The sequence below is a fragment of the Stenotrophomonas sp. 24(2023) genome (genome assembly GCF_030913365.1).
Lineage (GTDB): Bacteria > Pseudomonadota > Gammaproteobacteria > Xanthomonadales > Xanthomonadaceae > Stenotrophomonas.
The window spans coordinates 1,579,791-1,598,813 of record NZ_CP133160.1 but is presented as its reverse complement, the minus strand read 5'-3'; the positions used below and the strand labels follow the sequence as shown (position 1 = coordinate 1,598,813).

Annotated in this window: 20 protein-coding genes; 17 read left to right on the top strand and 3 right to left on the bottom strand. The window is 68.7% G+C overall.

Going from position 1 to position 19,023, the window contains the following annotated elements:
• Window positions 1-140: 140 nt before the first annotated feature.
• The 10 genes from cyoA (at window position 141) to Q9R17_RS07055 (ending at window position 8,571) form a co-directional block, all read left to right on the top strand.
• On the top strand, window positions 141-1,040 hold the full coding sequence (cyoA, locus tag Q9R17_RS07100) for a ubiquinol oxidase subunit II (protein WP_308157720.1): 900 nt from the start codon (window positions 141-143) through the stop codon (window positions 1,038-1,040).
• A 5-nt stretch (window positions 1,041-1,045) separates the two neighbouring features.
• Window positions 1,046-3,022: a cytochrome o ubiquinol oxidase subunit I gene (cyoB, locus tag Q9R17_RS07095; RefSeq protein WP_308157719.1), complete on the top strand. Its 1,977-nt coding sequence runs from the start codon at window positions 1,046-1,048 to the stop codon at window positions 3,020-3,022.
• A 20-nt stretch (window positions 3,023-3,042) separates the two neighbouring features.
• The gene (gene cyoC / locus Q9R17_RS07090) at window positions 3,043-3,660 is read left to right on the top strand and encodes a cytochrome o ubiquinol oxidase subunit III (RefSeq protein ID WP_308158302.1); all 618 of its coding nucleotides are present in this window, start codon (window positions 3,043-3,045) and stop codon (window positions 3,658-3,660) included.
• A gap of 1 nt (window position 3,661) precedes the next feature.
• Entirely contained in the window at window positions 3,662-3,994 is a 333-nt protein-coding gene (gene cyoD / locus Q9R17_RS07085; protein ID WP_308157718.1) for a cytochrome o ubiquinol oxidase subunit IV, read from the top strand.
• 29 nt (window positions 3,995-4,023) lie between these two features.
• On the top strand, window positions 4,024-4,683 hold the full coding sequence (locus Q9R17_RS07080; RefSeq protein WP_308157717.1) for an SCO family protein: 660 nt from the start codon (window positions 4,024-4,026) through the stop codon (window positions 4,681-4,683).
• A 134-nt stretch (window positions 4,684-4,817) separates the two neighbouring features.
• Window positions 4,818-5,582, top strand: coding sequence for a trans-aconitate 2-methyltransferase (gene tam / locus Q9R17_RS07075; RefSeq protein ID WP_308157716.1), 765 nt, complete (start codon window positions 4,818-4,820; stop codon window positions 5,580-5,582).
• A 94-nt stretch (window positions 5,583-5,676) separates the two neighbouring features.
• Window positions 5,677-6,237 carry an antitoxin Xre/MbcA/ParS toxin-binding domain-containing protein gene (locus tag Q9R17_RS07070; protein ID WP_308157715.1) on the top strand — a complete coding sequence of 187 codons (561 nt, stop codon included), beginning with the start codon at window positions 5,677-5,679 and terminating at the stop codon, window positions 6,235-6,237.
• The gene (locus tag Q9R17_RS07065; protein ID WP_308157714.1) at window positions 6,234-6,710 is read left to right on the top strand and encodes an RES family NAD+ phosphorylase; all 477 of its coding nucleotides are present in this window, start codon (window positions 6,234-6,236) and stop codon (window positions 6,708-6,710) included. The genes Q9R17_RS07070 and Q9R17_RS07065 overlap by 4 nt, the downstream gene beginning before the upstream one ends.
• 117 nt (window positions 6,711-6,827) lie before the next feature.
• Entirely contained in the window at window positions 6,828-7,268 is a 441-nt protein-coding gene (locus Q9R17_RS07060) for a DUF2231 domain-containing protein (protein ID WP_308157713.1), read from the top strand.
• Window positions 7,261-8,571, top strand: coding sequence for a sorbosone dehydrogenase family protein (locus Q9R17_RS07055; protein ID WP_308157712.1), 1,311 nt, complete (start codon window positions 7,261-7,263; stop codon window positions 8,569-8,571). The genes Q9R17_RS07060 and Q9R17_RS07055 overlap by 8 nt, the downstream gene beginning before the upstream one ends.
• A 13-nt stretch (window positions 8,572-8,584) precedes the next feature.
• Here the strand turns inward: Q9R17_RS07055 and Q9R17_RS07050 are convergent, their stop codons facing one another.
• On the bottom strand, window positions 8,585-9,337 hold the full coding sequence (locus Q9R17_RS07050; RefSeq protein ID WP_308157711.1) for an SDR family oxidoreductase: 753 nt from the start codon (window positions 9,335-9,337) through the stop codon (window positions 8,585-8,587).
• A gap of 98 nt (window positions 9,338-9,435) precedes the next feature.
• Between Q9R17_RS07050 and Q9R17_RS07045 the strand changes: the two genes are divergently transcribed.
• Together Q9R17_RS07045 and Q9R17_RS07040 are read left to right on the top strand one after the other, a co-directional pair.
• Window positions 9,436-10,329, top strand: a complete 894-nt coding sequence (locus tag Q9R17_RS07045) for an AraC family transcriptional regulator (RefSeq protein ID WP_308157710.1) — start codon at window positions 9,436-9,438, stop codon at window positions 10,327-10,329.
• Window positions 10,330-10,385: 56 nt separating this feature from the next.
• A complete protein-coding gene (locus Q9R17_RS07040) occupies window positions 10,386-11,945 on the top strand; it encodes an alkaline phosphatase (protein ID WP_308157709.1) in 1,560 nt (519 codons plus the stop codon).
• 7 nt (window positions 11,946-11,952) lie between these two features.
• Here the strand turns inward: Q9R17_RS07040 and Q9R17_RS07035 are convergent, their stop codons facing one another.
• On the bottom strand, window positions 11,953-12,879 hold the full coding sequence (locus Q9R17_RS07035; protein ID WP_308157708.1) for a LysR family transcriptional regulator: 927 nt from the start codon (window positions 12,877-12,879) through the stop codon (window positions 11,953-11,955).
• A 128-nt stretch (window positions 12,880-13,007) separates the two neighbouring features.
• Here Q9R17_RS07035 and mgrA point away from each other — a divergent pair, with 128 nt between their 5' ends.
• The 4 genes from mgrA (at window position 13,008) to Q9R17_RS07015 (ending at window position 16,697) form a co-directional block, all read left to right on the top strand.
• Window positions 13,008-14,048: an L-glyceraldehyde 3-phosphate reductase gene (mgrA, locus tag Q9R17_RS07030; RefSeq protein ID WP_308157707.1), complete on the top strand. Its 1,041-nt coding sequence runs from the start codon at window positions 13,008-13,010 to the stop codon at window positions 14,046-14,048.
• Between the two features lie 61 nt (window positions 14,049-14,109).
• Complete coding sequence (locus tag Q9R17_RS07025) at window positions 14,110-15,000, top strand: NAD(P)-dependent oxidoreductase (RefSeq protein ID WP_308157706.1); 891 nt, start codon at window positions 14,110-14,112, stop codon at window positions 14,998-15,000.
• A 30-nt stretch (window positions 15,001-15,030) separates the two neighbouring features.
• A complete protein-coding gene (locus Q9R17_RS07020; RefSeq protein ID WP_308157705.1) occupies window positions 15,031-15,699 on the top strand; it encodes a hypothetical protein in 669 nt (222 codons plus the stop codon).
• Window positions 15,700-15,719: 20 nt separating this feature from the next.
• A complete protein-coding gene (locus Q9R17_RS07015) occupies window positions 15,720-16,697 on the top strand; it encodes an aldo/keto reductase (RefSeq protein ID WP_308157704.1) in 978 nt (325 codons plus the stop codon).
• Between the two features lie 3 nt (window positions 16,698-16,700).
• Here the strand turns inward: Q9R17_RS07015 and Q9R17_RS07010 are convergent, their stop codons facing one another.
• The gene (locus tag Q9R17_RS07010; RefSeq protein WP_308157703.1) at window positions 16,701-17,627 is read right to left on the bottom strand and encodes a LysR family transcriptional regulator; all 927 of its coding nucleotides are present in this window, start codon (window positions 17,625-17,627) and stop codon (window positions 16,701-16,703) included.
• 195 nt (window positions 17,628-17,822) lie between these two features.
• Here Q9R17_RS07010 and Q9R17_RS07005 point away from each other — a divergent pair, with 195 nt between their 5' ends.
• Window positions 17,823-19,016, top strand: coding sequence for an efflux RND transporter periplasmic adaptor subunit (locus Q9R17_RS07005; RefSeq protein WP_308157702.1), 1,194 nt, complete (start codon window positions 17,823-17,825; stop codon window positions 19,014-19,016).
• The last annotated feature ends 7 nt before the right edge of the window (window positions 19,017-19,023 follow it).

Genomic DNA, 19,023 nt, shown 5'->3' with positions numbered 1-19,023 from the left:
ATGTATCTTGTATGGACTTGATCGGGATGGCGTGGCTTTTGTACGGGCCACCCTGCAGACAGTGTAGCCGTTCAGCGCCCGGGAGCTGTGCGCCGGCGGCCCCGTTCAAGGCAGCTCCCTCAACAGGGTCTACCGTCATCATGAACATCTGCTGGAACCCCCTCCGCCCAGCGCTGGCCGCCCTGGCCTGTGCCAGCCTGTCCGGCTGCCAGTGGGCGCTGCTGGATTCGAAAGGTATGGTCGGGCTTGCCCAGCGCGACCTGATCGCCATCTGCATCGGGCTGATGCTGATCGTGGTCGTGCCGGCCATCGTGCTCACCTTCGTCTTCGCCTGGCGCTACCGCGCCAGCAACACCCGGGCCACGTACCGGCCGGACTGGGCGCATTCCACCCGGGTAGAGGTGGTGGTGTGGGGCGTGCCGCTGCTGATCATCGCCATCCTCGCCGTAATCGTCTGGAAATCGACCCACGCACTGGACCCGTACCGGCCACTGGACGTGCCCGGCGAACCGCTGCACGTGGAAGTGATCGCCACCGACTGGAAATGGGTGTTCGTCTACCCCGACCTGGGCATCGCCACCGTCAACCAGCTCAATTTCCCGGCCCACCGCCAGCTGGCGTTCGACATCACCTCGAACTCGACGATGAACACCTTCTTCATTCCGCAGCTGGGCGGGCAGATCTACGCCATGGCCGGCATGCGCACCCAGCTGCACCTGGTGGCCAACGAGCAGGGCCAGTTCCGCGGCCTGTCGGGCAACTACAGCGGCCATGGTTTCTCGAACATGAAGTTCACCGCCACCGCCAGCAGCGAGGAAGACTTCCAGCGTTGGGTGCAGGAGGTGCGCAGCGCACCGCAGGCGCTGAGCCTGGAGGCCTTCAAGCAGCTGGCCGCACCGAGCCGCAATGCGCCGGTGCAGCACTTCTCCACGGTCGAGCCGCTGCTGTTCAAGAAGGTCATCGACCAGTTCATCGGCGTGGGTGAAAACACCGTGGCTGCGCCCGCGCACCACGCCGACAACACCGCTTCGCAGGAGTAACGGACATGTTCGGTAAGTTGACGTGGGAGGCCGTGCCGCTGCACGAGCCGATCGTCGTGGTCACGCTGGCGGCCATGCTGCTGGGCGGCCTGGCGCTGCTGGGCGCAGTGACCTGGTTCAAGCTGTGGGGCCCGTTGTGGCGTGACTGGTTCACCACCGTGGACCACAAGAAGATCGGCGTGATGTACATCGTGGTCGCGCTGGTGATGCTGGTGCGTGGCTTTGCCGATGCGCTGATGATGCGCGCCCAGCTGGCAGCGGCCGGCCCGGGCAGCGATGGCTTCCTGCCGCCGGAACACTACGACCAGATCTTCACCGCGCACGGTGTGATCATGATCTTCTTCGTGGCCACCCCGTTCGTGGTCGGCCTGATGAACATCATGGTGCCGCTGCAGATCGGCGCGCGCGACATGGCGTTCCCCTTCCTCAACGCCTTCAGCTTCTGGATCTTCGTGGTGGGCGCGGCGCTGATGATGATCTCGCTGGGCGTGGGCGAATTCGCCATGACCGGCTGGGTCGCCTATCCGCCGCTGTCGGGCATCCAGTTCAGTCCCGGGGTCGGGGTGGACTACTACATCTGGGCGCTGCAGGCCTCGGGCGTGGGAACACTGCTGACCGGCGTCAACATGTTCATCACCATCCTGCGCATGCGTGCGCCGGGCATGACCCTGATGCGGATGCCGGTGTTCACCTGGACGGTGCTGGTGACCAGCGTGATCATCATCGCCGCCTTCCCGATCCTGACGGTGGCGCTGGGCGCGCTGACGCTGGACCGCTACCTGGACTTCAACTTCTACACCAACCATCTCGGCGGCAACCCGATGATGTACGTGAACCTGGTGTGGGCCTGGGGCCACCCGGAGGTGTACATCCTGGTGCTGCCGGCGTTCGGCATCTTCTCCGAGGTCACCGCCACCTTCGCGCGCAAGAAGCTGTTCGGCTACAAGTCGATGGTAGGTGCCACGCTGGCCATCGGCATCCTGTCGTTCGTGGTGTGGCTGCACCACTTCTTCACCATGGGCTCCGGTGCCAGCGTCAATGCCTTCTTCGGCATCATGACCATGATCATCGCCATCCCCACCGGGGTGAAGATCTTCACCTGGCTGTTCACCCTGTATGGCGGCCGCGTGGAGTTCAGCGTGCCGATGCTGTGGACGCTCGCCTTCCTGGTCACCTTCACCATCGGTGGCATGACCGGCGTGCTGCTGGCCATCCCCGGTGCGGATTTCCTGCTGCACAACAGCCTGTTCCTGGTGGCGCACTTCCACAACACCATCATCGGCGGCGCGCTGTTCGGCTACTTCGCCGGCTTCGCCTACTGGTTCCCGAAGGTGTTCGGCTTCACCCTCAACGAACGCCTGGGCAGGTGGTCCTTCGCCTGCTGGGTGATCGGTTTCTACCTGGCCTTCATGCCGCTGTACATGCTCGGCTTCATGGGCATGACCCGGCGCATGAACCAGTACGACAACCCGGAATGGACGCCGTACCTCATCGCCGCCTTCGTCGGTGCGTTGTTCGTGCTGGCCGGCATCGTGCTGATGCTGGTGCAGATCTACGTCAGCGTGCGTGACCGCAGGCGCAACCTGGACCTGACCGGTGACCCGTGGAACGGCCGCACGCTGGAATGGGCCACCCCGTCGCCGCCGCCGTTCTACAACTTTGCCGTGGTGCCGACGGTGGACGCGCTCGATGCCTTCCACGAGGCCAAGAAGCAGGGGCTGCCCCCACCACCCAAGCGCTATGCCCCCATCCACATGCCGAAGAACACCGGCGTGCCGCTCATCCTCAATGTGTGGATCCTGGTGCTGTGCTTTGCCCTGGTGTGGCACATCTGGTGGATGGCGGTTGCCGGTTTCATCGCCATGGTCGCCACGCTGATCGTGCGTTCCTATGACGAGGACGTCGATTACTACGTCAGTGCCGAGGAGGTGGCGCGCACCGAAGCGGCCCACCACGCCACGCTGCAGGAGGTACGCGCATGAACCTGTTGACCCGCCCGGACATGGCCGGCGATGTGCTGGCCCACGACGACCCCGCTGGCGATCACCCGGACCACGCCCACGAACAGGGCGGCATGAAGGTGTTCGGCATGTGGATCTACCTCATGTCCGACTGCGTGCTGTTCGGCTCGCTGTTCGCCTCGTTCGCGGTGCTCAGCACCGCCTACGCCGGTGGGCCGACCGGCAAGGAGCTGTTCTCGCTGCCGTTCGTGCTGGTGGAAACCTTCCTGCTGCTGGTGTCGAGCATCACCTACGGCCAGGCCGTGCTGGCGATGCACCGCCAGCAGGCCGGTGCCGTGCTGCGCTGGCTGGGCGTCACCTTTGCGCTGGGCGCGGGCTTCATCGGCATGGAGGTGTACGAGTTCAACCACCTCATCCACGAAGGCGCCGGCCCGCACACCAGCGCCTACCTGTCCGCGTTCTTTGCGCTGGTGGGCACGCATGGCCTGCACGTGGCCAGCGGCCTGGTCTGGATGGCGGTGCTGATGCACCAGGTGCACCGCCGTGGCCTGACCGCGACCAACGTCACCCGCCTGTCCTGCCTGAGCCTGTTCTGGCACTTCCTGGATCTGGTGTGGATCTGCGTCTTCACCTTCGTCTATCTGTTTGGAGTGTTCTGAGATGGCCCACGTGGAAACCTCGCGCGGTGGCAGCGGGCACGGCTCCACCCGGTCCTACCTGACCGGCTTCGTGCTGTGCGCCCTGCTGACCCTGGTGCCGTTCGCCCTGGTGATGCACCCGGTGCTGTCACGCCCGCTCACCCTGCTGTTGCTGGTGGGCTTTGCGGTGGCGCAGATCCTGGTGCAGCTGGTGTTCTTCCTGCACATGAACCGCAAGTCCGAAGGGGGCTGGAACCTGGCCAGCTTCGTGTTCACCCTCGTCATCCTGTTCATCGTGGTCGCGCTCTCCATCTGGATCATCTGGAGCATGCACTACCACATGATGGTCAACTGACCGCGCGCTGCGGCCACTGGTAGTCCCCCATGAACACCCGCACGCCCATTCCCCATCGCCTGCGCCTGCCTGCGCTGGTCCTCGCCTTCGGCGTGGCCCTGCTGGCCGGTTGCAGTGGCAAGACGCGCATGGATTTCAACGCCAGGGACGTGGCCTGCCAGGGCCTGGGCAACGACTGGTCGATGCCCGACACGCAGGGCGTGATGCGTACCCAGGCCGACCTGCGCGGCAAGGTGACGTACCTGTTCTTCGGGTTCACCAGCTGCCCGGATGTGTGCCCCACCACGATGGTGGACATGGCCCGGGTGAAGCACCTGATGGGATCGCAGGCCGACCAGCTGCAGGTGGTGTTCGTGACGGTCGATCCGCAGCGCGACACACCGCAGGCCGTGGATGCGTACGTGCACGGCTTTGATCCGCACGCGATCGGGCTGGTGGGCGACGCGCGCCAGCTTGATGCGATGGCGGGCCGCTTCAAGGCGTTCTATGAAAGGGAGCCCGGGCCGGTACCCGGCAGCTACACGATGAGCCATACCGCCGGCGGCTACGTGTTCGATACCCAGGGCCGCCTGCGCCTGTTCGCCCCGTACGGCATGGCTACCGAGGCGTTGTTCTCCGACGTGCAGCGGCTGCTGCTGGAGCCGGCGCACATGGCCGGCGCGCACCCGGTGCCTGCCTGCCGCGCGTGACAGGCGGGGGCGCGTCGGCGGTCAGTCGGCTGCACGGGATGTAAACCCTCACCCGCGACAGCCCTGTCCTGCTGATCCCTGTTTTACACAGCAGCGCCTACACTCGCAGCGTCCTGTTCCTGCGAGCCCCCTCGATGACCTGGTCCGCCACCCAGTACCGCCGCTTCGAAGACGAACGCACCCGTCCGGTGCGTGATCTGGTCGCGGCCATCCCGTTGGCGACGGCCGCTACCGCGGTCGACCTGGGCTGCGGGCCCGGCAATTCGACCGAGGTGCTGGCCGCACGCTACCCGCAGGCCCGCGTCAGCGGCCTGGACAGTTCGCAGGACATGATCGACAGCGCCCGCCAGCGCCTGCCGCAGCTGCACTTCGATGTGGCCGACATCGCCCAATGGCAGGCCGATGCACCGGTGGATGTGATCCTGGCCAACGCCGCGCTGCAATGGCTGCCCGACCACGCCGCGCTGTACCCGCACCTGCTCGCGCAGCTGGCCGATGGGGGCTGCCTGGCCATCCAGACACCGGACAACCTGGACGAGCCGGCGCACCGCATCGCCCGCGAGGTGGCCACCAGCGGGCCGTGGCGTGCGGCCATCGGCCACGTGGCCCACCCCGACCGCCACCCGGCTGCCTGGTACTACGCGCTGCTCAAGCCACACTGCCAGCACCTGGAGGTGTGGCGCACCACGTATCTGCACCCGTTGGCCGGTGGGCACGATGCCATCGTCGAATGGTTCAAGGGGTCGGCACTGCGCCCCTACCTGGCACTGCTGGACGCCCCGCAGCAGGCCGCCTTCCTGGCCGAGTACCGGCGTGGCATCGCCCAGGCCTATGCGCTGCTGGACGATGGCAGCGCGCTGCTGCCGTTCCCCCGCCTGTTCATCGTCGCGACCCGCTGATCCGCACAGCGGCCGTTTGCCTGGGGCTCATCCTGCGCGGAGTGCATTTATGTACTATTCTTGGTACATCAATGGACCGTACCAGGAGCAGGCCATGACCGGCACCGCCAGCAAACCACGGCGCGCGGCGTCCGCGCCCAAGCGGGTGGCCACGCGCCGCGGGGCCACGGGCAGCACCGTGCCCCGGCCGCGGGCGCTGTCCATCACCGCCGCCATCAGCACGTTCCGCCATACCCTGCGCGATGCGCCCACCCTGGAACGGGTCAAGCTGGAGCGTGAGGGCGTGCAGCCGGTCATCGTGCGTGGCCTGATCGATGAAATCGGCGTCAGCGCCTACGAATTCCAGCAGTTCCTGCGTATTCCCAAGGCGACCTTCGCCAAGAAGATGCGCGACCAGTCCGCGTTCTCCGGGGCGCAGGGGCAGTCGGTCATCGGCCTGCTGGACCTGATCACCAAGGTCGAGGACATGCTGGCGGCCGATCCGGGCCCTGCCGGCGCGCAGGGCTTCGATGTGGAGAAGTGGGTCGGCCACTGGATCCGCACCCCGCAGCCGGCCCTGGGCGGCCGCCCGCCCGCCGAACTGATGGACACTCCCAGCGGGCGTGAATCGGTCATGCGCGTGCTGGGGGCCATCCAGAGCGGTGCGTATCAATGAAGCTGGCCCGCATCGGCGCGGCCGGCCCGAGCTGGCGCGCCGATGACCTCAGCGGTGCCGGGGCGGCGGTGTCGCCCGGGCGCTGGAACCAGGAAGGCGAGAAGGTCATCTATGCCGCACCGACGCTGGCCATGGCGGTGCTGGAGACCTCCGCGCACATCGTCGATGCCGGGTTGCCGTTGAACAAGTACGTCATCAGCATCGAGGTGCCCGATGCGCTGTGGAAACGGCGTACGGTCATCACCGCCGGTGCGCTGGCGCAGGACTGGGATGCCATCCCCTGTGGCCGCACCTCCATCCAGGCCGGTTCGGACTGGTACCGCAGCGGCGCCAGCGTGCTGCTGGAACTGCCTTCGGTCATCGTGCCGGAAGAAAGCGTGGTGCTGATCAATGCCACGCATGCCGATGCAGCGCGCATCACGGCGCGCATCGTGCGGCGCTTCCAGTACAACCTGCTGTTCCGCGGGCACTGACCACCGCGCTGCCATCGCACCATCGCGCCGCCTCCACCGGCACTGCGCTACACCAGCGGCGATGCCGCCACCCCGGTCCGCCGCTGTGACGGTTCCTTCCCCGAATGGAGCCCCACCATGGTCAACCCCGTCGCCCTGGCCCGACCCGGCCTGGGCACCACCCTTTTCAGCCTGTTGAACCCGATTCCCTTCGGTTTCTTCGTGGCCGGCATGATCTTCGACATCCTCTACCTCAACACCGCCGAGGTGATGTGGGGCAAATCGGCGGCCTGGCTGATCACCTTCGGCCTGCTGATCGCCATCCTGCCGCGCATCATCAACCTGGGTGCGGTCTGGCGCCGCAACAGCGCGGCCACGCGCATCGACCGCGTGGATTTCTTCCTCAACCTGGCCGCCGTGGTGCTGGCGATCTGGAACGCGTTCGTGCACAGCCGCGATGCGTATGCGGTGGCGGTGCCGGGCACGGTGTTGTCGGTGCTGACGGTGGTGCTGCTGTCGCTGGGCTTCATCCTGCTTTCGCTGCAGCAGCCGGTGCTGAAAGGAGCCCGTCATGGTTGAGCGCACCGTATCCACGCTGGGCGTGCTGGCCCTGTCGCTGGCCCTGGCCGCCTGTGCCGGCAAGGCCGAGTACGATCCGGCCGAGCAGTCCGGCGCGAAGCCACCACTGCCGGCGCCGAAGAATTTCCTGGTGCCACCGATGCAGGTGCCCAAGGGCGTGGGCTGGGCCGATGGCCAGGCGCCCGTTGCGGCCGAGGGCCTGAAGGTGGAGCGCATCGCCGCCAACCTGCAGCACCCGCGCCGGCTGCTGACCCTGCCCAATGGCGATGTGCTGGTGGTGGAAGGCAATGGCCCGGGCACCGAGGCGGTCACCACGCCCAAGCAGTGGATTGCCGGCAAGGTGAAGGCGCGCTCGGGCAAGGCCGGCAAGGGCGGCAACCGGGTCACCCTGCTGCGGCGCACGCCGGGCACGGCCACCTGGGCGCAGCACGTCTATATCGAGAACCTGCATTCGCCGTTCGGCATCGCGCTGGTGGGCGACACGCTGTACGTGGCCAACACCGACAGCATCGTGCAGTACCACTACGTGCCCGGCGAAACCCGCATGTCCGACACGGGCCGCCCGTTCACCGACCTGCCCGGCACCGTCAACCACCACTGGACCAAGGAACTGCTGGCCAGCCCCGATGGCCGCACGCTGTATGTGGGCGTGGGCTCCAACAGCAACATCACCGAAAACGGCCTGGAGATCGAATACCGCCGCGCGGTGGTGCTGGCGGTGGACATCGCCACCGGTGGCAGCCGCATTTTCGCTTCGGGCCTGCGCAACCCCACCGGCCTGGACTGGGAGCCGAGCACCGGCAAGCTGTGGGCGGTGGTGAACGAGCGCGATGAGATCGGTGCCGACCTGGTGCCCGATTACCTCACCTCGGTGCGCGAAGGCGGCTTCTACGGCTGGCCGTACAGCTACTACGGCCAGCACGTCGATGCGCGCGTGCAGCCGCAGCGGCCGGACCTGGTGGCCAAGGCGATCACGCCCGACTATGCGATCGGCTCGCACGTGGCACCGCTGGGCCTGCTGTTCTATACCGGCCAGGCATTGCCGGCCAAGTACCACGGCGGTGCCTTCATCGGCGAGCACGGCAGCTGGGACCGGTCACCGCTGAGTGGCTACGAAGTGGTCTATGTGCCCTTCGCCAACGGCCAGCCCAGCGGGCGCCCGCAACCGGTGCTCAGCGGTTTTGCATCCAAGGATGAAAAGACGCTGATGGGCGCACCGGTGGGCATGGCCATCGACAGCGAAGGTGCGCTGCTGGTGGCCGATGATGTGGGCAACGTGGTCTGGCGGGTGTCCACGCGCTGACGGCGCGCCGGGCTCAGCCCTGCCGGGGCTGTGCGGCCAGGGCCAGGGCATCGGCACCGGCGGGGAAGTGCAGGCGGCCGCTGTCATCGTGGGCCGCCTGCCACACCGCCTCGGCCACGTCCTGCGGCTGGGTGACCGCGGTCAGCTGGCCCATGCCGGCAAAGATCTGCGCGGCGAAATCGCGGTAGGGCGCGGTGACCAGGCCCTGCATGCGTTCCTGGCCATTGGCGGTGAAGCGCGTGCCGGGCCCGTAGCCGGGTTCGACCAGCTTGGCCTGCACGCCGACGCTGCGCAGTTCGTGCGCCAGCGAGGCGGTGAAGCCTTCCACGGCGGTCTTGCTGGCGGTGTAGGCGGCCACCAGCGGGAACGGTGCCAGCGTGGCGCTGGAGGTGACGTTGATGATGCAGCCGGCGCCGCGCTCGCGGAACGCGGGAATGACGGCCTGGCACAGCGCCATCACGCCGAAGGTGTTGGTCTCGAACACCTCGCGCACGGTGGCCATCGGCGTGGCCTCAAAGGCCCCGAACAGGCCGATGCCTGCATTGTTGACCAGCACGTCGATCGGCCCGGCCGCCGCGATGGCCGCGTCGATGCTGGCCGCATCGGTGACATCCAGCGGCAGCACGCGCAGCTGCGGCGAGGGCGGCAGCAGGTCGCTGCGCGGGGTGCGGGCGGTGGCGATGACCTGCCAGCCCTGGGCCAGGAAATGGGCGGCGGTGGCCAGGCCGTAGCCGGACGAGCAGCCCGTGATCAGGACGGTCTTCATGGGGTGTGCCTTGCAGCAGGAGGGTGGGCACACGATAGGGCGGCCGTTCCGGATGTACGATGGCGATACATCCAGAAAAGTTTGGCAGGAGTCCGGAAATGGGCGACCCCCTCACCGACGTGGTCCAGCGGTTGCAGCCGCAGGCGGTGCTGGCCAACCTGATCAGCGGCAAGGGCGCCTGGGCGGTGCGCTATGCGGCCTACGGCAAGCCCGGCTTCTGCATCGTGCTGGAGGGCAGCGCGGTGCTGGCGGTGGACGGGCAGGCGCCCATCACCCTGCAGGCCGGCGATTTTGTACTGCTGCCGACCACGCCGGCGTTCACCCTGTCCGGCTTCACTCCCGCGCCGCCGGTGTTCATCGACCCGGACGTGGTGCGCGGCGGCGAAGGCGAACTGCGCCACGGCGATCCGCACGGCGCGCCGGACATGCGCTCACTGGGTGGGGCGTTCGAATTCGCCGGCAGCCATGCTGCGCTGCTGGCGTCATTGCTGCCACCGGTGGTGCATGTGCGCGGCGCGGCGCGGTTGCAGCAACTGGTGCAGTGGGTGGGCGAGGAGTACCAGCAGCGCCGCCCGGGCTATGCCTACATGCTGGAGCAGCTGGTGCGCATGCTGCTGGTGGAGGCGCTGCGCTGGAGCAGCAGCGCGGGTGCGCCACCGGGCCTGCTGCGCGGGCTGGGTGATGCACGGCTGGCCCGCGCGCTGGAGCGCATCCATGCCGATGTCGGCCACCCCTGGACTGTCGCTGCACTGGCCGCGGCGGCCGCACTGTCACGCTCCACGTTCTTCGAGCGCTTCACCCGTACCGTCGGCGTGCCGCCGATGGATTACGTACAGGGCTGGCGCATGGAAGTGGCCAAGGCGCTGCTGCAGGCACCGGGCAGCACCGTGGCGCAGGTGGCCGAGCGGGTGGGCTATGGCTCGTCCAGCACCTTCAGCGCGGCCTTCAGCCGGGTGGTGGGCGTATCGCCGGGGCGTTTCGCACGGCGCTGAGCAGGCCTGTCGGCGCGCTGCACATGCCTGCAATATTGTCATGTTACACAGTAACGATGACGACCCCGACCTCCCGCCTTCCCTCGCTGGCCGCCGCGCTGGCCCTGGGCCTGCTGCTGGCCCCTTCCCTGCAGGCGGCCCCGGCGCCGCCGGCTGCGCCGAAGAACATCATCGTGATGATCAACGACGGTGCCGGCTGGGGCACCTGGGATGCCACCGCGTACTGGCAGTATGGCCGCCGCGATGGCGCACCGTATGCCGCGTTCCCGCACCGCTATGGCATGACCACCTTCCCGCTCAACACCAGCAACCAGCCCACCGGTGATGCCGCGCAGAAGCTCGGCTACGATCCGGCGCGCGCCTGGGATGCCACGCCGGTGCAGGCGGCGGACCTGCCGTTTGCCGGCTACCAGTACCTGGCGGTGGTGGCCACCGACAGCGCGGCAGCGGGGACGGCGCTGTCCTCCGGCAGCAAGACCTACAACAACGCCATCAACGTGGACAACCACGGCCAGCCGCTGGACTACAGCACCCTGCACGCACGCCGCCTGGGCATGGCCACCGGGGTGGTCACCACGGTGCCGTTCGCCCATGCCACGCCGGCCGCGTTCGCCGCACAGAACGCCTCACGCAACGATTACCACGGCATCGCCCACCAGATGCTGTCGCAGGGCCATCTGGATCTGGTGATGGGCACCGGTGCCCCCGATTTCAGCGTCAATGGCCAGGCCTGCACGGCCGCCCTGCAGGGCGAGGCACGCACGGGCTGCGACACGCCGTGGGAGTTCGTGTCCGAACAGGACTGGCAGCAGCTGCAGGCCGGTGCGGTGATCGGCAACAACCCGGCCGGCGCGTGGACGCTGCTGCGCACGCGCGATGCGTTCGCACGGCTGGCCGACGGCCGGCTGGCCACGCGCGGGCCGGTGATCGGCGTGCCGCAGGTGGCGCGTACGCTGCAGCAGGCACGCCAGCTGGCCGTGGTGGGGCGCGACCCCGCGCGGCCGTCCGGCGTGCGTGCGCTGGACAGCGTGCCCGATCTGGCCCTGATGACCCGCGGTGCGTTGGCCCACCTGGCCCGGCAGTCACCGCACGGGCTGTTCCTGATGGTGGAAGGCGGCGCGACCGACTGGGCCGCGCATACCAGCGCCTGCGGCACCGAGTGGCATTACGGCGTGTGCGGTGATGAACCCGAGTACGGCCGGCTGATCGAGGAAACCGCCGATTTCAACAACGCGGTGGCCGAGGTGGTGCGTTGGATCGAGGCCAACGGCGGCTGGCAGGCCAACCTGCTGATCGTCACCACCGACCACGACAACAGCCTGCCGATGGGCAGCGATGCCGACCGGGTGGCCTTCGCGCCGGTGGTCAACAAGGGCCGGGGCGTGATGCCCGGGCTCAGCTTCCGCCCGACCGGCAACCATTCCAACGCGCTGGTGCCGCTGTGGGCCAAGGGTGCGGGCGCGGAGGCGTTTGCCAGCCGGGTGCGTGGCACCGATGCCGGCTATGCGCGGTACGTAGGCCTCAACGATGGCCGCTACGTGGACAACACCGATGTGGCCGCCGTGATCCGTTCCGCCCTGCAGGCGCGGCAGGCAGGCGGCGTGGCCGAGCGCTGAGCCGCGCTCAGGGGAAGGCCGCGTCCTGGTCGGGCAGGTGCTGCTGGCGGATCAGGCCGATCAGCTGGCGCAGGCCCGGTGGCGGCTGGCGGCGGCTGGCGTAGTACATGCAGTAGGGCTCGTCCATCGAGCTCCAGTCGGGCATCACCACTTCCAGCTGCCCGGTGCGCAGCGCATCGGCGATGCGCAGTTCCAGGAAATAGCCCAGGCCCAGGCCGGCCATCACCGCGCTGACCCGCGTGGCCGAATCGTTGGTGCGGATGGTGCCGGGCACATCCACCCGGACCTGCGCCGGGCCATCGCCCAGTTCCCACGGGTAGGTGGAGGTATCGCCGATGCGCATCTGGATGCAGGCGTGGCGGTGCAGGTCGGCTGGCGTGCGCGGGCGGCCGTGCGCGGCCAAGTAGGCCGGTGCGGCCGCCACCACCCAGCGCAGCGGCGGGGTCAGCGGCAGCGCGATCATGTACTTGGGCACCAGCGCGCCGAAGCGGATGCCGGCATCGAAGCCTTCGGCCACCAGGTCGATCGGGCGGTCATCGACTACCAGGTCCAGGTGCACGCCGGGGCAGGTGAGGGCGAACCGTTCCAGCACCGGGGCGAGCAGCAGCAGGGCCGCGTCATGCGGCACATTCAGGCGCAGGTGGCCGGTGGGCACCGCGCTGTGCACCTCCAGGGCGTTCAGGCCGTCCTCGATCGCATCCAGCCCGCGTGACAGCGCGTCGGCCAGCTCGGCACCGGCCACCGTCAGCGAGATCGCGCGCTGGGTGCGGTTGATCAGGCGCACCCCCAGCCGGGTTTCCAGCTTCTTCATCGCATGGCTCAACGCCGAGGTGGTCAGGCCCAGCTCACGGCCGGCATCGCGGAAGCTGCCGCGCCGGGCGATGGTCAGGAACAGGCTCAGGTCGCCCAGCAGGGGGCGGGAGGAAACCACCATGGCGGCACGTCACTCACTGCAGTGTTGAATCCCATTCAACCATATTGGTTGCATCATTCAATCCCCGCCGGCCCGCTTCCTCCCCCGATTGCCCGCCGGCGCCACCTCCTGACAGGACGAGTGCAGACATGACCTACCTTCCCAACCCTGAGCGCTACAACGGCCAGATGCCGTACCGCCGCGTCGGCGCCCGCGGCCTGACCCTGCCGGCCATCTCCCTGGGCCTGTGGCAGAACTTCGGCGGCGTGGACGTGTACGAAACCGGCCGCGCGCTGCTGCGCCGCGCCTTCGACCGCGGCGTGACCCATTTCGACCTGGCCAACAACTACGGCCCGCCGGCCGGCTCGGCCGAGGAGAACTTCGGCCGCTGGATGGCGCAGGATTTCGCCGCCCACCGCGATGAACTGGTCATTTCCACCAAGGCCGGCTGGCAGATGTGGCCGGGCCCGTATGGCGGCCCCACCGGCAGCCGCAAGCACCTGATCGCCAGCTGCGAACAGAGCCTGCGCCGCATGGGCCTGGACTACGTGGACATCTTCTATTCGCACCGCGTGGACCCGGACACGCCGCTGGAAGAAACCATGGGCGCACTGGCCCACCTGCACCGGCAGGGCAAGGCGCTGTACGTGGGCATCTCCTCGTATTCGCCGGAGCTGACCCGTCAAGCGGCGGCCATCCTCGCCTCCGAAGGCGTGCCGCTGCTGATCCACCAGCCGAACTATTCGATGCTCAACCGCGATATCGAACACGGCCTGCTGCAGGCACTGACCGAGGTGGGCGCCGGCTGCATCGCCTTCTCGCCGCTGGCGCAGGGCATGCTCACCTCCAAGTACCTCAACGGCGTGCCCGACGGTGCCCGCGTGCAGCGCGAAGGCTCGCTGCCCTCGCGCATGCTCAGCGAGCAGAACCTGGCCCGCATCCGCGCGCTGGACGGCATCGCCCAGCAGCGCGGGCAGAGCCTGGCACAGATGGCCATTGCCTGGGCGCTGCGTGATGCGCGCGTCAGCTCGGCGCTGATCGGCGCACGCACGCTGGAGCAGCTGGACGATTCGCTGGATGCGGTCAACAACCTGGCCTTCAGTGCCGAAGAGCTGGCACTGATCGACCAGCACGCCACCGATGGTGACGTCGATCTGTGGCGGGTGTCCTCGACGATCGGGCGCGCCTGAGCGCGCACCGGTCCCCTGCGTTTCGTCCCCTACGTCCCATCACTGCGCACCTGGAGCCCCCATGTCCATGTCACGCCGCGATTTCATGAAGGACCTCGGTGCCTTGTCCGCTGCCGCCGGTGTGGCGGCGGCGTTGCCGGGCATCGCCACCGCCGCCACACCGCAGGCCCGGGCCGCTGCCGGCCCGGCCACGCCGGCGGGCAAGCGCCCGCGCATCCTGCTGACCGGCCATCGTGGCTATGTCGGCAGCCGTTTCGTTGCCGCGTTCCATGACCGCTACGACATCGTCGGCTACGACCTGGTCGAAGGCGATGACATCCTCGACCAGGCCAAGCTGACCGCCCGCATGGCCGGCTGCGATGTGGTCGTGCATGAAGCGGCCATCCCCGCACCGGTGGAAGGCCGCAGCTACGCCGACTATTTCCACACCAACGTGCAGGGCACGATGAGCGTGGCCCAGGCCGCCGTCGCTGCCGGCGTGCGCCGCCTGGTCTACGCCAGCTCGACCACGATCTACGGCATCGAGCACGGCATTCCCTTCGCCTACCCGATCGATGAAGGCCAGAAGTTCGTATCGCAGTACCTGCCGGCCGATCGCCTGCACTGCCGCGACATCGATCTGTCCTATCACACCAGCAAGGTGATGGCCGAGCAGATCGTGGCCTGGCACGGCTTGAACCGGAAGCTGCAGACCGTCGCGCTGCGCTACGGGCCGATCGACAAGGTGGTGGTGGGAACCAGCGTCAGCAGCGCCAATGTGCTGCAGGCCACGCGGCTGGCCATCGATAGCCCGCGCGACTTCTGGTACGAGGCCTTCAGCGTGGTCGATGCCGTGCCGCACATCGACCTGGCCAAGTCGCGCGCCTTGCTGGGCTACGTGCCCGAGCCGGCCGCGCTGTCGCAGTACCAGCAGATCAGCACCTTCCAGCACCGGCTCGACCAGGGCGCCTGAGCCCCATCCCACACCTCCGGAGGTCACCGCATGAAAGCCACCGTCCTGCTGGCGGGCCTGCTGCTGCCCGCCCTCTGCCTGCCATTGCCTGCGCTGGCTGCACCGGCCGCCACGCCGGTGGCGGTGGAAAGCGCGGACAACGCACGCTTCTACCGTGATGGCGTGTTCCAGAAGGCCGAAGCCCGCGCCGCAGTGAAAGCCATGCTGCAGCGCTTCGGTGAACCGGTGCTGCCACGTGACGAGCAGATCTGGGTCAGCGATTTCGGCCTGGGGGACTACGCCCATGTCGGCCTGGCCAGCGTCACCTGGGTCAACGATGCCGAACACGCCTACTTCGACATGACCATGTACCTGCTGCCCGGGCAGATGATTCCCGAGCACATCCACCGGCCGATCAGCCAGCCGCCGGCCAAGCCAGCCAAGCACGAGTCCTGGCGCGTGCTGCGCGGCTGGGTCTACACGTTCTCCGAGGTGGGCCCGGCCACGCCCGATCCGCCACCCTTGCCGGCTTCGTTCGGGCCGGTGCACAGCCACAACGTGTCGGTGTTGCGTGCCGGCGAAGCCGCCTCGCTCAAGCGCACCGAGACCTGGCACTTCATGAAGGCCGGCCCGCAGGGCGCGATCGTCGATGAGTTCGGCGTCTACCACGACCGCCGGGGCTGGTTCTCGTCCAACCCCAGGGCACACCCCACCGACTGACCTTGCCTGCGAGCCCTTCGATGATCATCCTTCGTCGCGACCACGCCACCCTGCTGCCGTCCCTGCCGGACACGGTCGTGGCAGGGATGCACCACGCCCCCATCCCCGCACGGCGCATGCTCGATCTCGCCCTGCAGGCCGGCGCGTGCTTCGTCGATGCCGGGCACGTGCAGCAGCCAGCCGAGGCGATGCAGGCCGTGGCCACGGCATTGAAGGGACGTGGCGATGCGGTCCTGGTGATGGGCACGGTGCCAACGCAGGCCGACGCAGCGCAGGCGACGGACCGCAGTATCGCCCGCCACCTGCAGGTGCAGGTGGACACGTTGCTGCGGCAGCTCGGCCGCCCCTGCCTGGATGTGCTGGTGCTGCAGGGCTGGCCGGTGGCCGGCGTACCGATGGAGACGCTGGTGCTTGCGGTGGATGCGCTGATGCGTGCCGGGCGTATCCGCTACTGGGGCGTGTCCGGCTTCGCGGCGTGGCAGCTGGCCAGCGCGGTGCATGCCGCCCGTGCACTGCGCATGCACACCCCCGTGCTGCAGCAGGTGCGGTACACCCCGGTCGCACGCCTGGCCGAATGCGAGCTGCTGCCAGCGGGCCGCCAACTGGGTGTGGCGGCCGTGGTGATGAGCCCGGCCTGCCGTGCAGCGGCGTGGATGCCGTCCCCGTCCCCGGCGCTGCGTGCCCAACGGCAGGCGCTGGGCTGGCTGCAGCCGCAGGCCAACGATGAGGAACTGGCCTGGGAAGCGATCCACGTGCTGGAAGGCATCGCCGCCGCGCACGGGGCGTCCGCCTCGCAGGTGGCGATGGCCTGGCTGCGCGGTGCCCCCGGTGTATCGACGGTGGCCGCCTGCGTGGCCGACGAGCCCGAACTGGTGGCCTCGCTGTCGCCGTCGTTGCGGCTGGACGATCACGCGCGTGCGCGCATCGATACGCTGCTGCCGCCGGCGGCGGTCCTGGCCAGGATCACGCCGCGGCTTGTGGCCGATGGGCGGCCCTGAGTGCTACAGCAGCAGGAGACCGCGCTCCTGCGGGTGGTCCGGCTCATTGCGCAGGAAATCGATCAGGGCGCGCAGCTTGGCCGGCACGCGGCGGCGGTCGGGGTAATACAGATGCAGGGCCGGGAACGCCGGGCTCCAGTCCGGCAGCAGGCGCACCAGCTGGCCATCGGCCACGAAGCGCTCGGTATAGCCGTTGATGGTGTAGGCAATGCCCAGGCCATCCAGTGCCGCGCGCAGCAGCACCTCCGAATCGTTCACCACCAGCCGTCCCTTCACCACCAGGTCGAAGGGCTGCTGGCCATCGGTGAATTCCCAGCGCTCGATCTGGCCACTGGTGGTGTGGCGGAAGCCGATGCAGTCGTGGTCCAGCAGGTCGCGCGGGTGCGTGGGCGTGCCATGGCGCGCCAGGTAATCCGGCGAGGCCAGCACCTGCGCCGACAGCGGCGGCCCCACGCGCACGGCCACCATGTCCTTCTCCACCAGTTCGCCGAAGCGGATGCCGGCGTCGAAGCCCTGCGCGACGATGTCCACCAGCAGGTTCTCCACGCGGATCTCCACGCTCACGTCCGGATAGGCCGCCATGAAGCGGCGCAGCAGCGGCTGCAGCACCACCAGGAACGCATTGCGGGTGACGTTGATGCGCAGCAGGCCGGAAGGGTGTTCGGCTTCGCGGCCCAGCTCCTGCGAGGCACTGGTCAGCTGTTCCAGCGCCGGTTGCACGCGTTCCAGGTAGCGCTCGCCGATTTCGGTCAGGCTGACGCTGCGCGTGGTGCGGTTGAACAGCACCAGCCCCAGCCGCTGTTCCAGGGTACGGATGGTCTGGCTGACCGCCGAGGGCGAAATGCCCAGCTTGACTGCTGCGGCGGAAAAGCCCTTTTCCTCGGCAACGGCCACGAAGGCGATCAGTCCATCCAGATAATCCTGGCGCATGGCAGCTCCTGGCGTGGTACGTGGCGCGCGGGGAGGCCCATTCTGGCCGCAAACCGCGACGGCGGCCATCGCTGCGAGGGGGATCATGAAGCAGGGCTTCAAGGCCCTTGCACGGAACGGGCGTTTATCGGCGTGCCGGAAGAGGGGATAAACAGCGCGCCGCGCCGTCGGTCCCCCTCATTTCCGGTAGCCCCCATGCCCGTCTCCCCACCCCCGTCCTTCGAGGATGACCATGGCGCCGCCCGGCTGGGCCGCCGTTCCCGTCTTGCCGCCGTGCTGGCGCTGGCCTGCCTGGCCGTGGTGCTGGCCACGCTGGCCTGGCGCAGCCGCAGCGCATCACCGGCGGTGACACCGGCGCCGCCGGTGGTCGCCCGCGTGCTGACGCTGCAGGCCGAGGACACGGCGGTGTGGCAGGACCTGCCGGGGCGCCTGGAAGCGGTGGAGGCCGTGGAGGTCCGCGCGCGGGTGTCCGGCGCGGTGCAGTCGATCGCGTTCCGGGAAGGGGCGATGGTGGCCGCAGGGGATCCCCTGCTGCGCATCGACCCGGCGCCGTACCAGGCCGAGGTGGCGCGCGTGCGGGCACAGCTGCAGGCCGCGCAGGCACGCGCGGCCTACACGCAGCAGGAAGCGGCTCGGGCCGAACGGCTGTGGCAGGTGCGGGCGGTGTCCGAACGTGACCGCGACAGCGCGCTCAACCAGGCGCGCGAGGCGCAGGCGCAGCAGGCGACCGCACAGGCGGCGCTGCGTGCCGCCGAACTCGACCTGGGCTACACCCAGGTGCACGCGCCCATTGCCGGGCGGGTGGGGCGGCGCCAGGTCACCGTGGGCAACCTGGTCGATGCCGGGCCCGGCGCACCGGTGCTGACCACGCTGGTCTCGGTCGATCCCATCCATGCCGCCTTCGATGCCGACGAAGCCAGCGTGGCCCGCGCGCTGGCCGACCTGGGCGGCGACCGCAACCGCATCGGTGAAGTGCCGGTACAGGCGCGGATCGATGGCGACGATGTACCGCTGCTGGGCCAGCTGCAGCTGGTCGACAACCAGGTGGATGCCACGACCGGTACCGTGCGGCTGCGCGCGCGCTTCAGCAATCCGCAGGGCCGGTTGATGCCCGGCCAGTTCGTGCGCCTGCAGCTGGGGCGCGCGCAGCGCGTAACGGCGCTGCTGGTGCCGGACACCGCCATCGGCACCGACCAGGACCGCCGCTTCGTGCTGCTGCTCGATGCAGGCAACCGCGCCCAGCGCCAGGACGTCACCCTGGGCGGCAGCGTCGGCGCACGCCGTATCGTGCTGTCCGGTGTGCAGCCCGGCGCGCGCATCGTGGTCGACAACCTGCAGCGGGTACGCGCAGGCAGCGTGGTGCAGCCTGCCCCGGCAGGCCGCCAGTGAGGGGCCG